Raw genomic sequence first — 14,220 nt, 5'->3', positions numbered from 1 at the left:
CAGGCGATACCGACAGCGTGACGCACTGGGCGGGGTCCGGGTGCTGCACTTGCAAAGGTGCCCGCCGCGCACTACCCCTCTGGCGACAGGTTACAGCAAGAAGGTCGCGACATGCGTTTCGAAGGCACCGAGGAATACGTCTCTACCGACGATCTGACGATGGCGGTGAACGCCGCGGTGACACTGGAACGCCCCCTTCTGGTCAAGGGAGAGCCGGGCACCGGCAAGACGGAACTGGCGCGCCAGGTGTCCAAGGCCCTGGGCCTGCCGATGCTGGAATGGGCGGTAAAATCCACCACGAAGGCACAGCAGGGGCTCTATGAATACGACGCCGTCAGCCGGCTGCGCGACAGTCAGCTGGGTGACGAGCGTGTCAACGACGTGGCGAACTACATCCGCAAGGGCAAGCTCTGGCAGGCCTTCGAGGCCGAAGGCAAGGTTGTCCTGCTGATCGACGAGATCGACAAGGCCGACATCGAGTTCCCGAACGACCTTCTGCAGGAACTCGACAAGATGGAGTTCCACGTCTACGAGACCGGCGAAACGATCCGGGCCAAACAGCGCCCCATCGTCATCATCACCTCGAACAACGAAAAAGAGCTGCCCGACGCGTTTCTGCGCCGCTGCTTTTTCCATTACATCAAGTTCCCGGACACCGAGACCTTGCGCAAGATCGTCGAGGTGCACCATCCGGGCATCAAACCTGCGCTGCTGACGACGGCCCTGACCCAGTTCTACGAGCTGCGCGAACAGCCGGGGCTGAAGAAGAAGCCCTCGACCTCCGAGGTGCTGGACTGGCTCAAGCTGCTGCTGGCCGAGGATCTGGACGCCGAGGATCTGAAGCGCGACGGCGCCAGTGCCCTGCCGAAACTGCACGGCGCCCTGCTCAAGAACGAGCAGGACGTGCATCTGTTCGAGCGGCTGGCATTCATGGCGCGACGGCAGCGGTGAGGGCGCGCAGACCGCGGTCGCTCAGTTTCCGATTTCGTTGAGCAGCCGCTTGCGCCGCAACCATCCGGTAACCTGGCGTGTCAGAACGTCCGGGGACCGGAATCGGAGGGAGTCACCTTCGCGCAAGACGTCGAAACGTTTGTATCCGCCCATCAGGCGGTGAGCCTGTTGCGCGGCCACGACGACCGTGATCTCGATCGAATGACAGGTTTCGGCGGTGATGCTCTCCCCTTTTTGCTGCGCCGCGCGCTTGAGGATGTTGGCGAAAGTCCCCAGATCAACCGCCTCGCCACCGGCCAGCGGTCCCTTGGCCGTCCTTTCGCGAAAATCGCCGCCCAAGGCATTTTCCTGTTCCAAGTGATCCGTGACTAGCGCCTCGCGATAGCCGCCTTCGCAGGAAAGGTCGACCTTGATCCCAAGGATATAGACCGTGTCCGCGCCCATGTTTGTCACGATGCAGCGCGCCTGCTGGTCAGCGCCCGCCGCCATGTCGATATGGATCACCGCGCGCGTCGAACGGCGGAAACTGACGTAGATCAGTTGCAGATAGGTGATCCAGACAACCAGCATTGCCGAGTTCAGGACCACATTCACCATCGCCGAATTGGATGCCAGCCAGTTCCACATTGCAGATCGCTCCCTTGCGCCCTTAACTCCGGTGGATACTGGCCGGTTCCCCTCGGGCCCTTGCGGCTCCGGTCGGTGCGTGCTTTGACCGGCACCGCCACAAGAGACGACGCGCACCATGCTGAACATCCTCACTCATGACATCCTGCCCGTCTTCTCGATGCTGGCGCTGGGATTCCTGCTGGGAAGGTTCGGCAAGATCAGCCGGGACGAGGCAACCGCGATCAACAAGGTCGCCTTCCTGATTCTCCAGCCGGCACTGATTTTCCCGCTGATCGCCGGCGTCGATTTCCGAGCCTTCGAATTCAGCGCGCTGGCGGTTTATGCCGGCTGCGAGGTACTGGCTTTCGCGCTTTCCTTTGCCCTCGCCCGCCTTGTCTTTCGCCGCGAGGTCGCCGAGGCTTGGTTGTTGGCAATGGCCGTCGTTTTTGTGAATTCGTTGCTCTATATCTGGCCGATTTCCTACCTGATTTACGGCGAGGCAGCCGCACTTCCGATCACGGCGATCGTTGCCTGGGACTCTGCTGTCAGCTTTGCCTTTTTCATCATCTCCGCCGACCTGATCGCCAACAGGGGCGCCGGCGGACATGCGGCTGCGCGGCGGGTCATTTCCAACCCGGTGCTGGTCGCCATCGCGCTGGGGGCGGCCGTCAATCTCGCCGGGATTTCAGCGCCAGAGCCTTTGCTGACGGCAATGGATTTCGCCGGTGGCGGCGCGGCTCCGCTGACGCTCTTTGCACTCGGCGTGATCCTGTCCGGGCAAAAGCTGGTTCCGACACCGACGGTCGCCGGGTTCACGGCGCTCAAGCTGTTGGGGTTTCCGGCGCTGGTCTGGGCAGCGCTGAACCTGGTCGAGGTCGCGCCAAACTGGGATCAGCTTTTCCTGCTCAACGCGGCCGGGCCGTCGGGTGCGATGGCCTTTGCGCTGGCGCTGCTTTACCGTGTCCGAACGGATGCCATTGCCCCGGTCATCATCTGGACCAGCCTTCTGTCGCTGATTTCGCTGGCCTGGCTCGCCTGAATTGCCCAGAAAACGCCATCCTTGACCGGGCAGAGTTGGTATCGACACAGGCGAACAGTGGCAATTCGGACTCACCCAATCCGAGAATGCCCCTTAAAATTAACGTTTTCCAAACCCGTTTCCCGATCTCGGGAAAAAATCATCCACAGGCGGGCATAGTGCTGGGCAGAAACCAAGGTTTTGCCCTATAGTGATCCCATAGAGGACAGAAAATCCAAGGATGTCTTAGAGCATCCACACGGAACACAAAGCAGGCAGGCTTCGAAAGTGTCCCCAAAAACGGCTCTCACGGTGCGCCCGCTGGCCGCCGCGGACGAACCGGCGTGGCGTGAGCTCTGGACGGCCTACTTGGCCTTCTACGAAAGCTCCGTTCCCGACCCGGTCTATGCGTCCACCTTCGCACGCCTTCTGGGCGATGATCCGCGCGACTTCAACGCATTGGTCGCAGAGCTTGACGGCCGGCTGGTCGGCCTGACGCACTACCTGTTTCACCGCCACGCCTGGAAGATCGAGGAGGTCTGCTACCTGCAGGATCTCTATGCGGTTCCCGACGTGCGCGGTCAGGGTATCGGGCGTGCGCTGATACAAGGCGTGTACGACAAGGCCGATGCCCATGGCGCCGCAACGGTCTATTGGCTCACGCAGGACTTCAACACCACGGCCCGCCAGCTATACGACCGGATCGGTACGTTGACGCCTTTCATCAAGTACCAGAGGACGTGATGCGAAGGTCCTGCCGCCTGATGCTGCCGCTGTTCCTTGTGCTGGGCGCCTGTATGCCGGTCACGCCAACCGATACCGCGGCGACACGCGCGGCATCGGTCGACGGAACCAGCGGCCTGCCCCCGATGAAGAGCTTTGCCGCACCGCGTCCGCAGGCGCCCCTGGCCTCGAACCAGGATGTGGCCCGGGATTTCCTGGACCTGGCCTTCACGCTGGAATCAGGCCGCCCGCTGCAAAGCTTCACCCGCTTTGACACGCCGATCACCGTTCGTGTCACTGGCGCGCCGCCTGCCTCGCTGGCACCGGACTTGCGCCGGTTGCTGCACCGGCTGCGCACAGAGGCCGGGATCGACATCGCGCTCAGTGGCGACCCGCAGGCCAATATCACCGTCCAGGCCGTCAGCCGGGCCGATATCCGCGCCGCCCTGCCCCAGGCCGCCTGCTTCGTGGTGCCCAATGTCTCTTCCCTGGCGGAATACCGAAGCAAGCGGCGGTCCCGGTCCGTCAGCTGGTCCACGCTGAAACAGCGCGAGCGGCTGGCGATCTTCCTGCCCAACGACGCCTCTCCCCAAGAGGTTCGCGACTGCCTGCACGAGGAATTGGCCCAGGCCATCGGACCACTGAACGACCTTTATCGCCTGCCCGACAGCGTGTTCAACGACGACAACGTGCACACGGTCCTGACCGGCTACGACATGATGATCCTGCGGGTCTACTACGACCCGGCACTGCGCACCGGCATGACACGGCGCCAGGTTGCCGACCGGCTGCCCGCCATCCTGGCCCGCGTCAACCCGCGCGGCCAGGGCATCGTCCCGCAGAGGCTGGCGAAAACCCCGCGGGTCTGGATCGACGCGGTGCAGACGGCCCTCGGCCCCGGCGCCAACCCGGCGCAACGGCGCGCCGCCGCCATCGAAGCGCTGAAAGTTGCCTCGGCAATGGGCTGGACCGATCATCGCCGCGCCTTTTCGCATTACGCGATGGGTCGGCTGCTGCAGGCCACCGACCCGCAGGCGGCGCAGGATCAATTCGTTCTGGCGCAACGCTACTTTGGCCGACGCCCGGACACGGCGCTGCATCGCGCCTATGTCGCCTCGCAACTGGGGGCCTATGCCATCGCCTCCGGCAATGCGGAAAATGCGCTGGCCCTCATCGGCCCGCACCTGGACACGGCTGCGCGGCATGAAAACGCGGCCCTTCTGGCCACGCTCTTGTTGCTGCGCGCCGAGGCGCTGGAACTGTCGGGCCGCGTCGCCGAGGGCCGCAGCGTCCGGGTGGACTCGCTCGGCTGGGCGCGCTACGGGTTTGGCTCTGATTGGGCGGTGCGCGCGAAACTGCGCGAGATCGGGTCGCTCAATCCAGCGAGGCAGGGACAAGGTACGTTATGATCGTGATCCTCGGGGCGCTTCTGGGCGCTATCATCGGCGGCACAACCGCCAAACGGCGCAAGGGCAACTGGGCCGATATCGCGCAGTACGCGGTGATCTATGCCATCGCCTTCGCCCTGCTTGGGCTGGTCGTGACGATCGCGCTGGAAAAGACCCTGCTGGGCTGAGGCCCCATTTCCACCGCCGTCGAAACGCGATAGCGTCGCGCCCATGTTCGTACCCTTTTTCGAAACCCTGCGGAAATCCGGCGTTCCCGTCACGCTGCGTGAATACCTGACCTTTCTCGAAGGGCTGCGCGCGGGCCTGGCCACCTATGACGTCGAGGCCTTCTACTTTCTGGCGCGCAGCGCGATGGTCAAGGATGAGCGTCACCTCGACCGTTTCGACCGCGCCTTTGCCACCGCCTTCAAGGGATTGGAGCAGATCAGCGCCGAAGAGGTTTTCGAGGCCGTCAATCTTCCCGCCGACTGGCTGAAGAAACAGGCCGAGAAACACCTCACCGAGGAAGAGCGTGCAAAGATCGAGGCGCTCGGCGGCTTTGACAAGCTGATGGAAACGCTCAAGGAGCGGCTGAAGGAACAGCAAGGCCGGCACCAGGGCGGCAACAAGTGGATCGGCACCGCCGGCACCTCGCCATTTGGCGCCTATGGCTACAACCCCGAAGGCGTGCGCATCGGCCAGGACGAAAGCCGGCACCAACGGGCGGTCAAGGTCTGGGACAAGCGCGAGTTCCGAAATCTCGACGACAGCGTCGAGCTTGGTACGCGCAACATCAAGGTGGCGTTGAAACGGCTGCGCCGCTGGGTGCGCCAAGGCGCCGAAGAAGAGCTGGACCTGAACGGGACCATCCGCGCCACGGCAGAGCATGGCTACCTGGACGTGGTCACCCGGCCGGAACGGCACAATGCGGTCAAGGTGCTGCTCTTTCTCGACGTGGGCGGCTCGATGGATCCCTTCATCAAGGTGGTCGAAGAACTGTTCTCGGCCGCGCGGTCCGAGTTCAAGCACCTCGAACACTACTATTTCCACAATTGCCTGTACGAAGATGTCTGGCGCGACAACGCACGCCGCTATGACCAGCAGACCCCGACATGGGAGGTGCTGAACACCTACGGGCCCGATTACAAGTGCATCTTTGTCGGCGATGCCTCGATGTCGCCTTATGAAATCGCCTATCCCGGCGGCGCCAACGAACACTGGAACGCCGAGGCGGGCCAGGTCTGGCTGCAACGCGCGCGCGACCAATGGCATGATCACCTCTGGATCAACCCGGTGCCAGAGAAGCACTGGCAATATACTCAGTCGATCGCCATGATCCGCGACATCTTCGAGGACCGCATGGTACCGATGACGTTGGAAGGGATCGACCGGGGCGTTCGCATGCTGGGCTGAGACCATCAACGAACGGTCCCGACCCTGGCCCGGGACCTCCTACTAGCCGCGCCGAAGACCCAGGGGCAATATCAGATCATTGCTGCACCAGACCCCGTGCCGCACCCAGCGTGCCCGGGCCGACCTTGGCATCCAGCGCGCCGTCGTAAAGGCCACGTTCCTGCAGGATGCGCTGGAAGGCCAGCGCCGTGTCGCGGTCCCAGGCAACGGCACGGCCATCCACCCGGCCCCGGATCTCGTTGACCGAAATCTGACCCGACTCCAGCGCCTGGATATAGAGAGAGGCCGCCTGTTCCGGATCATAGTCGACCCCCTCTCCACGTTCGTAGAGAAATCCAAGCGCGTTGATCGCTGCCGGATCCCCGCCCTGGGCGGACCGTCGGATCAGTGCCGCGCGCTGTGCCGGATCGGTGACCGGGCCATCCTCGGAATAGAGCTGCGACAGGGCTCGCGCCGCATCCTCGTTGCCCTGTTTCGAGGCCCGCTCGAGCATTTCGGCCGCCTTGACCACGTCCGGCAGGCCCAGTTCCTCGGCCAGGCTGCGCGATAGGCTGCGCGGGTTCATGTAGATCGAGGCGAGACGCAGTTGCGCAAAGTGATAGCCTGCATCCGCGGACTCCTGCAGTAGGCTGACCATCTGGCGAGAGTCGCGCGAGGTGCCACGGCCCAGCCCGCTCATAATCGCCAGCGTCGCCTTGGCGGGCAGATCGCCGGCGTCCGCTGCCGCACGATATTCGGTGATGGCCCGGTCCAGATCCTCCTGCACGTCGCCAGTCCCGAAGTTGAAGTAATCGCCCAACTTGGTCCGCGCGGCGGCCACCCCGGCCTCGGCAGCAAGCTCAAAAGTTTCCAGCGCCAGTGCATGTTCGCCGTCCGCCTGCATCAGTACCGCCACCTGGAACAGGGCTTCGGGATCCGGATTTGCCCCGATCACCGCACGTTCGCAGGCCGCCCGAGCAGAGCGCAGTGCGCGGAAATAATCGCTGACCGCCTGCTTGCTGACCGGCGCCTCGGCCGTGGCCGGACCGGCCAATTCACGGCAAAGCCGGGCGGCCTCTTCTGCCCCGGCGGCCTGGGCCGGAACGGCCAGCGGCATCAGCGCCGCAGCAAGAATCACTTTGGTAAGGTCTCGTGTCGAACGGATCATCCGCGCGTTCCTTTCAACTTTTCGGTGATATTTTCGCAAATGACCTGTGGGCTGTTGCCCGGATGCAAGTCTTCGCGGAAATCCGCCACCGGTTGCCGAAGCAGTTTGACTAAAATCCAGAGATACTCTTTCATTCCAATCGGATGAGATCAAACCCTATCAACGGACACATCGGTGCATGATCCGCTTTGCGGCCTTGCAGCCACAGGATGGTTGCGGGCCGGGTTGGCGAGTTCCCGCCCAATGCGGGGTATGCCGTGCGCATCGTCATTGTTCGCTTAACGCTTCGCGACTAGGAGGCAGCGTCATGATGAAGGCACACTCCTCCGATCTTGAAATCACCGCCGAACGCAAGGGCTGGATATCCAGACTTGATTCCGCCGCTCGCCGTCCCGGCCTCGTTGCCGCCGCGCTGGGGTTTGCTGCCCTGAACGCGGCCGCCGCCGTGACCGTTCTTGTCATGATGCCCGACGATCAGGGGCCGACTGCCGCACCCGCGACACCGGTTACGGTCAGCAAGCTGGCCCCGACCGGCAAGCCGGCCCCGGCCGCAGAGCCCAGGCACGCCGCCCTGAGCGAGGTGGTCCACCGCCTGCCGCGCGCACAGACCTGGCATCCGCCGCACCAGTTGCCTGGCGGTCGCGATCATTCCGTGGCCCCCGACATTGCACGCAGCGCTCCCGTTGGCCTTGCCGCCCCGCGCGCAGACGGTCTGCCGACGCCGGAACTGGATAGCATGCCGCTGGCTCTAGCCTCTTTTCCGCGCGACGTCACGCCGGAACCGGACAAGGAAGTTCTGAACTCTTCGCTGGTTCCGCAGATCGCGACATTGGGCGCGGTCCGCCCTCGCGCCCGTCCCGAACTGGACATTCCCGAGACACCGGAAACCATCCAGGTTGCGGTCTCACTGCGTCCGAAACTGCGTCCGGAGGGTCTGAAACTGCCTGCCCCCAGCATCGACCGCGCGCCTGACGCTGCGGCGCCGACAGCCACGCTTGCCGCCCTGCCGCGCGCGATCGAGCGCCCGGTCTCCGGCGCGACCTGCAACTCCCGCCTGACCCGCGCCATGCCGAACCGTCGTGGTTCGGCCAAGGGCGGCGACGCGGTCATGGCCGGCCTGATGCGCACCAGCGGCACCGAGCGTGATCGCCGTGTCGCGCGTGAGATCCTTGCCGGCAACATGCCCTCGTTCCTTCAGGACCTTGTGCCTGTCCAAGTCTCGGGCCGCGCACGCGACGGCTCGCCGATCCGGATCACCTTTTGCGCGACGCCCGATTACCTTGCCGTCGGCAGCGACCGGGATTTCGTGCGCGTGCCGATGGGCCTGCCCGCCGCGATGCAGATCGCCGCGCGCTTTGACATGATGCTGCCGACACGCCGCATGGTGGACCAGATCTATCGCGCCGCCGACACACGCGTGGCTCCGAAACCCATGACCCCGGGTCCGCAGATGTCCTCGACTGACTACCTCGTGCGCCACAACCGCACCGTCGAAGGGCAGTTGCGCGGTGCCTCGGTCGCCGGGCACCTGACCTCTGGCCACAAGAAGGACCTGGTGCTGACCAATCGGCTGAACAGCAACCGCGGCCGTGTGGCGATCTATGGCTGGCACCGGACGAACGGCAAGGCGATCCAACCGCTGAGCACCGTTCACGGCGCCACCTACGCCGACTATAGCCACGGCGTTCGCCTGATCAGCCAGACCGCCTACCTGAACGGGCGCCCCGTGCGCCTGGCCGACCTGATGGCCGACCCCGACTATGCGTCGCTGATCAGCGACGAAGGCCCGATCCGCGCCGCGCAGCTGCGGGTCGCTAGCGCCAACTGAAGGCACGAATAACCGCACATATCGCCAGACTGGCACGGTTGAGAGGGGGCGTTGCCCCCTCTTTGCTTTGCAGCCAATTCACCCCTGGTGGTTTTTCGGCCCAAAGAGGTACGGATCGTATACCTCCGGGTGACACTGGCGCGGCGTCAGGCCGACTACGATGAGCACATGAAAAATGCCGCCGGCCCTGGGCCCGGCGGCATTTCCCTTTCGCGTGGCACAAGACGCGTCTAGTTGACGTCCTTGAAGCAGCGGAACCCGAGGTGGTAGTTGTGATGGCTGCCCTTGGCCAGCACGCGCGAGCCATGCCAGTACGGGGCGCGCCAGCGGCTCCAATGGGTGTGGGCGCGGATGGTGTCCCAGATGAACCAGCTGCCCTTCATCTCGGTCACGCCCAGCTTGCGGCTGCCACGGCTGGCCATCTGGTCTGCCGCGAGCGGCAGGTTCATGTGCTCGGCTGCGTTGCCGTCGATGTCATAGACACCGAGCGGGCTTTTGCAGTTCGGGAAACTGCCCGCCGGGTAGGTGTTGGAGCCGCAGCCGGTAAAGCTGCCGCCGTTGCAGCTGCCGGACTTGAAGCTGCCGGTGGCGCAGACGCCCCTTTTCCAGGTCGGGCCGATGCTGTAGCGCGCGCTGGACTGGTACTTGCGGTTATGGGCCGCCCGCGCCGCCTGCACGCTCATCCCAAAGAAATAGTCCGGCGGGGTCAGCGCCCCGTGAGAGGCCCCTTCCCATTCATGGGCGTCGCCGATTCGCTTGCCCTCGGCCCAACACAGTTCGGCCGCCTCACGGGCGCGCACCCACGTCACGGGGTAGGCCAGGGGCACGTTCGGCCATTCGAACATGTCGGCGCAAACCTTGGCATCCTCGGGCTGTTGTGTCGCCGGGTCGTAGAGCGGCGCCATGTATTTCTCGCCGCAGATCTTCTCGAACCGCTTGTTGCGGTAGAACTCCAGCGCCGGGGCCGGCAAGCGCGCCTGGGCCTGTTCCGGGGTCAGCGGGTGCCGCGTCACCGCAGGATTGCCCTGCCCGATCCAGCGAGAGCCGGCAAAGATCTGGCGAATGCGTCCGATCTCGGCATTGGTGACGCCACGCGCCGCCTGCATTTGCCGGAACATCGCCTCGTTGTTCTGTTGCAGGGTCTGGGCAGCGCCTTCGGACGCCCCCATCACCCCCGCAAGCACGAGCCCGAGGGCCGCGCCGATCACGTTGCGCCTTGTCTTCATGTCGCTCACTTCCTCAGCAGGTAGATGAAGTCACGGTTGTCCGCGAAACCCACGAAACGCGGGATCGGCGTGCCGTCACGGCGGCGATCGTCGATCGAGGCCATGCCGCTGACCAGGTGATGCGGCACCACGGTGCCGTCCTCCTGGGTATAGACGGCGGCGTAGGTGTGTTCCTGCGAGTTCATGTCCAGAAGCATCGCGTAATCACAGCCATAGGCCTGGAAGGTACGCGCCATCGCCGACGGCGTTGCGGTCGAGAAATAGGCGTAGATCAGGAACTTGCGCCCGGCGGCGGTCTTCATGCAGGCACCGCCACGCAGGGTGCGCAGCTTGGCGTCCGCATTGCCGGACCAGTTGCCACCCATCCAGCTGCGGACCTGGCTGCCCGGAACACCCTCGCCGGTGGCGGGATCAGGCTTGACCAGGGGCACGCCGTTCTGACGGGCAAAACGGATCCGCGGCAAGAGCTTGTTGTCTTCTTCGGTCCAGGCACGCATGTCGATGGTGCCATCATCCAGCACCAGGATCGTCGCCAGGTCGGGCTGCAGCTTGGAGAAGATCACCCCCTCGCTGATGAAGCCGTAGTGGTGACCATAGTTGGTATAGGCCTTCTCCGTCAGCCGCCATGCGCCGTGGCTGCGCTTGAACCCGGCGGCAAAGGTGCCCACGACACGGTCGGTCTTGGCCGGGGACAGCATGCCCGAGCGCACCAGCGGCGCCGAGTCGTCGATCCCGTCGGGGCCGGGAATGCGATAGTTGCGCCCCGCCCCGGAAGGCCGCGGCGACCAGCCCACACGCGGGTGTTCCGTGCCCAGCTCATAACCCAGTTCGAACTGTTCTAGGTCGAAGGCGATCATGTAGACGTCGGCGCCGCGCTCCACACCGTCCAGCCCGTGGGTTTCGCCGGGCCGCGACAGGATCTCGCGCGAGATCATGCCGGGCTTCATCGCGCTGGCATAGACGCCGGGGATGTCCTTGATGGCATACCAGCTGCCCGCCTCGACACGGCCGCCTTCGGCGCCCTCGAGGTCGAAATTGAAGCTGGCCCGGAAGACCGGCGCATTGTCCAGCCTGGCCTTGCCAAGCGCCTTGACCGTCTCGCCCGCATCGGCGCCCTCGACCACGGGGCCGGAGTTCATGAAAGCGTCCTCGTAGAAGGAACCCTTGATCATGTTCACGATGCTTTCGCCGAAGACGACGTTGTCGCGCAGGAATTCCGCCACAGCCTCTCGGTTGGTGGAGTTGCCACGCACCTCGTTGCGCAGGAACACCCGTTCCTCGCAGATCGGCGCGAAGGGCAGTCCGCGATACTGGGCCTCGTCCAGTTCTGGGCTGCGGCCCGACCAAGGGGCACATCGGTATTCCGTGGCCTCGCCGGTGATCACCAGTTCAGGCTCGGCGCCGCCAGCCAGCGCCATGACCGAATGTTCCGGGTCGGCCAGTTCCAGGTGGAACCGGCGCGTGCTGGACCAGAAGCCTTCGGAACTGACGGTCAGGACATACCAGGAATTGATGCCCGGGTTCAGCGACACCAGTTCATAGCTGGTGCCGTCGGCGCCCTGGGCGGTCTGGGTGGTCCGGAAGGGTTGCAGTTCGAGAATGCTCTTGGTGCGGTCCTCGTTGTACTGCTGCATCTGAAGCGCGCGCGTCTGCGGATCCAGCACCCCGCCCGCCTCTGCAAGTGCGGGCGCGGTCTGCAGGGAGGCGGCGGAAATGGCCGCCACCGCGATGGCGCTGATAAAGCTCTTGGGTCGCACGATTATCCTCTCGCGTTGTCCCGCGAAAGCGGCCTGCCGCCTTCAAAGGAAATGAACAATTTTCTCCGTACCCCGCCTGGCTGGAAAATTATCCGGCAGCGCCAAGCGGACGCGGACAGTCAAAGTTACAAATGACAATTTTGCGTGTGCGAAAGCAACCCTCGCGGCACAGGTCTCGTGCATGTAATGCAGAGGCGCCACAGGGGCAGTCGGACCGCGGGCAATCTTGCCGCGATGGGCACATTGTAGGCCATTCGGAAACACCCGAACCGGGTCGGGGCCGTTGCGACGCTTCACGGGGAATGGTGGGTGATGAGAGACTCGAACTCCCGACATCTTCGGTGTAAACGAAGCGGATGCTCGCCAAGGTATTGATTTTTGGCCAGCCAAACCGTTCGTAAACAGGCGTGTTTCACGGTTTGTCCAAAGTTTTCAGGTTCACACAGGTTCACTGAACTTCCATGCACTTCGTAAAAAGCGCTCAATCCGTCCGCGTTCCCCACAGCGCGTCGCCGCCGGGATTGTAGAACCGATGCATGTCAGAGGCGCCGACATGGCGGCAACGACGACACTGGCAGCGGCGCAGGACCTGGTCACGCAGCAGGCCGTGACTCTCTTGCGGGGCGGGGATCGTATTCTCGAATCCGCATGCTGCGCAGGTGAACCAGAGGTAGATCATGGGGCTTGGTTGCACTGATCACTGTGCGAGACAATCCTGGACAGGCTTGGAAGTCCACCCCAAGGTCGGCCCTTAGCGGACGTTCGGTCCAAACTCATCCAATTGCTTCTTTGAGTCATAACTTATCTAAGGCGCTAAAACCGGCAAGTCGGACGGGGCGCGCGTGCGCCCTGTCCTTCGGCATAGCAGGTAAATGCCGTTATTGCCTCGAAAGGGGCGCGTAGACCGCGCTCTCGAAATCCATATACCCTGGAAAGGAGACCCCATCTGCGAACGGAAGGATCTGCGTTGCCCAGTAGCCACCGATCCCGTTCTTCCGATCTATCCAATAGTAGCTGTTCGCCAGCCCGGCCCAGCCGATAGCGCCGGCCGGGCGACCGGTCGGCGCGTCTTCGGTGTTGACCATGAAGGTGTAGGACCAGTCCTTGGGCATGCCCGGAAAGAACTCTGCATCATTCGAGAGCGAGGGAATGACGCCGGGCAGCATGGTGACTTTCTGCGGCGGGACAAGTGCGCCCTGCACGGCCCATTCGACTGTTTCGGGCTTCAGGACCCGCCCGTTCGGACCGGCACCGTCGTTCAACCACATGCGGATGAACTTCATGTATTCCGGCACAGTCGCGTAAAGCCCGTGGCCGCCCATGTGGACCTCGGGTTCATCAGGTAGTGCGAAGTCGTCCATCGGGGTCAGCCCGCCATCCTCGCCCCGCGCGTGGATGGTCGCGGTCCGCTCCTTCATGTCGGGCGTCCGGGTAAAGGCGATATCCTGCATGCCGAGCTGGTCGAAGATCCTCTCTTTCATGACCTCGCCCAGGCGTTTGCCGCGGATGCCTTCGACGACCTGTCCGACCCAGTCGATGTTCGAGCCGTATTCCCACTTGGTGCCTGGATCGAACAGCAACGGCGTCTCGATACAGGCGCGGCTTCCGGTGACGACAGAGGGCTGGCCCTGCTCTTCGGCAAGGCGCCTGTAGACCTCGTTGAAGAAATCATAGCCAAAGCCGGCGGTGTGCAGCAGCAGCTGTCGGGTCGTGACGTCGCTTTTCGGGGCGCGCAGGCGGGGAGTGCCATCAGCGTCGAATCCGTCGATCACCTTCAGCTCACCGATGGCCGGGGCGTAGTCTCTGGCGGGGGCATCGAGGTCCAGCAGACCCTCCTCGACACATTGCAGAGCGGTCGTGCCCGCGATGGCCTTGGTGGTCGAGAAGATGGCAAAGACCGTGTCCTCCGTCATCGCGTCGCCGTCCAGCCGCCGCTCTCCGACCGCGCCGGAGTAGATATCGCCATTGCGGTCCGTCGCCATTGCGACAACACCGGGCACACGCGACGGACCGGTGACCAGCCCGTTCAGAACGGCGTCACACCGGGCTTTCAGATCGTTTGTATTGATGTCCTTCATTGGTTCCTCCCTTGAAGACGTGAAGGGAAGAATGCGGGACACCGATCGGGCGCGCTGTCCGCGACCGGCACTGCCTGTCCAT

The 14,220-nt window shown here is 63.8% G+C and carries 14 protein-coding genes; 7 read left to right on the top strand and 7 right to left on the bottom strand.

The window, feature by feature from the left end; translation table 11 throughout:
* Nucleotides 1-111: 111 nt before the first annotated feature.
* Nucleotides 112-951 carry an AAA family ATPase gene (locus tag ACQY5B_RS09670; RefSeq protein WP_043145248.1) on the top strand — a complete coding sequence of 280 codons (840 nt, stop codon included), beginning with the start codon at nt 112-114 and terminating at the stop codon, nt 949-951.
* 21 nt (nt 952-972) lie between these two features.
* Here ACQY5B_RS09670 and ACQY5B_RS09665 read toward each other — a convergent pair whose 3' ends face one another.
* Nucleotides 973-1,578 carry a hypothetical protein gene (locus tag ACQY5B_RS09665; protein WP_420325435.1) on the bottom strand — a complete coding sequence of 202 codons (606 nt, stop codon included), beginning with the start codon at nt 1,576-1,578 and terminating at the stop codon, nt 973-975.
* A 118-nt stretch (nt 1,579-1,696) separates the two neighbouring features.
* Here ACQY5B_RS09665 and ACQY5B_RS09660 point away from each other — a divergent pair, with 118 nt between their 5' ends.
* The 5 genes from ACQY5B_RS09660 to ACQY5B_RS09640 all read left to right on the top strand — a co-directional run bounded on the left by ACQY5B_RS09660 (nt 1,697) and on the right by ACQY5B_RS09640 (nt 6,102).
* A complete protein-coding gene (locus ACQY5B_RS09660; RefSeq protein WP_420325436.1) occupies nt 1,697-2,599 on the top strand; it encodes an AEC family transporter in 903 nt (300 codons plus the stop codon).
* 267 nt (nt 2,600-2,866) lie between these two features.
* Complete coding sequence (locus ACQY5B_RS09655; protein ID WP_420325437.1) at nt 2,867-3,322, top strand: GNAT family N-acetyltransferase; 456 nt, start codon at nt 2,867-2,869, stop codon at nt 3,320-3,322.
* Nucleotides 3,322-4,710 (top strand): DUF2927 domain-containing protein, encoded by a 1,389-nt coding sequence (locus ACQY5B_RS09650; RefSeq protein WP_420325438.1) that lies wholly within the window; start codon nt 3,322-3,324, stop codon nt 4,708-4,710. The genes ACQY5B_RS09655 and ACQY5B_RS09650 overlap by 1 nt, the downstream gene beginning before the upstream one ends.
* A complete protein-coding gene (locus tag ACQY5B_RS09645; protein ID WP_069211616.1) occupies nt 4,707-4,877 on the top strand; it encodes an apolipoprotein acyltransferase in 171 nt (56 codons plus the stop codon). The genes ACQY5B_RS09650 and ACQY5B_RS09645 overlap by 4 nt, the downstream gene beginning before the upstream one ends.
* Nucleotides 4,878-4,920: 43 nt before the next feature.
* Complete coding sequence (locus ACQY5B_RS09640) at nt 4,921-6,102, top strand: vWA domain-containing protein (protein ID WP_420325439.1); 1,182 nt, start codon at nt 4,921-4,923, stop codon at nt 6,100-6,102.
* Nucleotides 6,103-6,178: 76 nt separating this feature from the next.
* Here the strand turns inward: ACQY5B_RS09640 and ACQY5B_RS09635 are convergent, their stop codons facing one another.
* Together ACQY5B_RS09635 and ACQY5B_RS09630 are read right to left on the bottom strand one after the other, a co-directional pair.
* A complete protein-coding gene (locus ACQY5B_RS09635; RefSeq protein ID WP_420325440.1) occupies nt 6,179-7,249 on the bottom strand; it encodes a tetratricopeptide repeat protein in 1,071 nt (356 codons plus the stop codon).
* On the bottom strand, nt 7,246-7,383 hold the full coding sequence (locus tag ACQY5B_RS09630) for a hypothetical protein (protein ID WP_421917671.1): 138 nt from the start codon (nt 7,381-7,383) through the stop codon (nt 7,246-7,248). Before ACQY5B_RS09630 ends, ACQY5B_RS09635 begins: the two co-directional genes overlap by 4 nt.
* Before the next feature lie 173 nt (nt 7,384-7,556).
* Here ACQY5B_RS09630 and ACQY5B_RS09625 point away from each other — a divergent pair, with 173 nt between their 5' ends.
* The gene (locus ACQY5B_RS09625; protein WP_420325441.1) at nt 7,557-9,077 is read left to right on the top strand and encodes a hypothetical protein; all 1,521 of its coding nucleotides are present in this window, start codon (nt 7,557-7,559) and stop codon (nt 9,075-9,077) included.
* A gap of 230 nt (nt 9,078-9,307) precedes the next feature.
* On the opposite strand, the gene ACQY5B_RS09620 is transcribed toward ACQY5B_RS09625, so the two are convergent.
* From ACQY5B_RS09620 to acmB, 4 genes are all read right to left on the bottom strand, one after another.
* Entirely contained in the window at nt 9,308-10,303 is a 996-nt protein-coding gene (locus tag ACQY5B_RS09620; protein ID WP_420325442.1) for an SUMF1/EgtB/PvdO family nonheme iron enzyme, read from the bottom strand.
* 5 nt (nt 10,304-10,308) lie between these two features.
* Complete coding sequence (locus ACQY5B_RS09615) at nt 10,309-12,060, bottom strand: hypothetical protein (protein ID WP_420325443.1); 1,752 nt, start codon at nt 12,058-12,060, stop codon at nt 10,309-10,311.
* A 481-nt stretch (nt 12,061-12,541) separates the two neighbouring features.
* Entirely contained in the window at nt 12,542-12,739 is a 198-nt protein-coding gene (locus ACQY5B_RS09610; protein WP_420325444.1) for a hypothetical protein, read from the bottom strand.
* 199 nt (nt 12,740-12,938) lie between these two features.
* Nucleotides 12,939-14,138 (bottom strand): methyl acetate hydrolase AcmB, encoded by a 1,200-nt coding sequence (gene acmB / locus ACQY5B_RS09605; protein ID WP_420325445.1) that lies wholly within the window; start codon nt 14,136-14,138, stop codon nt 12,939-12,941.
* Nucleotides 14,139-14,220: the final 82 nt, after the last annotated feature.

Source organism: Antarctobacter sp., assembly GCF_965277915.1.
In the GTDB taxonomy this organism is placed as follows: domain Bacteria; phylum Pseudomonadota; class Alphaproteobacteria; order Rhodobacterales; family Rhodobacteraceae; genus Antarctobacter.
This window is presented reverse-complemented; position numbering and strand designations above follow the sequence as displayed.

Bases quoted from the DNA above. Each gene is read 5' to 3' on its own strand.
- ACQY5B_RS09635 (WP_420325440.1), bottom strand. From the start codon at position 7,249: ATGATCCGTTCGACACGAGACCTTACCAAAGTGATTCTTGCTGCGGCG.
- ACQY5B_RS09665 (WP_420325435.1), bottom strand. From the start codon at position 1,578: ATGTGGAACTGGCTGGCATCCAATTCGGCGATGGTGAATGTGGTCCTG.
- ACQY5B_RS09630 (WP_421917671.1), bottom strand. From the start codon at position 7,383: ATGAAAGAGTATCTCTGGATTTTAGTCAAACTGCTTCGGCAACCGGTG.
- ACQY5B_RS09620 (WP_420325442.1), bottom strand. From the start codon at position 10,303: ATGAAGACAAGGCGCAACGTGATCGGCGCGGCCCTCGGGCTCGTGCTT.
- ACQY5B_RS09645 (WP_069211616.1), top strand. From the start codon at position 4,707: ATGATCGTGATCCTCGGGGCGCTTCTGGGCGCTATCATCGGCGGCACA.
- ACQY5B_RS09660 (WP_420325436.1), top strand. From the start codon at position 1,697: ATGCTGAACATCCTCACTCATGACATCCTGCCCGTCTTCTCGATGCTG.
- ACQY5B_RS09640 (WP_420325439.1), top strand. From the start codon at position 4,921: ATGTTCGTACCCTTTTTCGAAACCCTGCGGAAATCCGGCGTTCCCGTC.
- ACQY5B_RS09610 (WP_420325444.1), bottom strand. From the start codon at position 12,739: ATGATCTACCTCTGGTTCACCTGCGCAGCATGCGGATTCGAGAATACG.
- acmB (WP_420325445.1), bottom strand. From the start codon at position 14,138: ATGAAGGACATCAATACAAACGATCTGAAAGCCCGGTGTGACGCCGTT.
- ACQY5B_RS09670 (WP_043145248.1), top strand. From the start codon at position 112: ATGCGTTTCGAAGGCACCGAGGAATACGTCTCTACCGACGATCTGACG.
- ACQY5B_RS09625 (WP_420325441.1), top strand. From the start codon at position 7,557: ATGATGAAGGCACACTCCTCCGATCTTGAAATCACCGCCGAACGCAAG.
- ACQY5B_RS09650 (WP_420325438.1), top strand. From the start codon at position 3,322: ATGCGAAGGTCCTGCCGCCTGATGCTGCCGCTGTTCCTTGTGCTGGGC.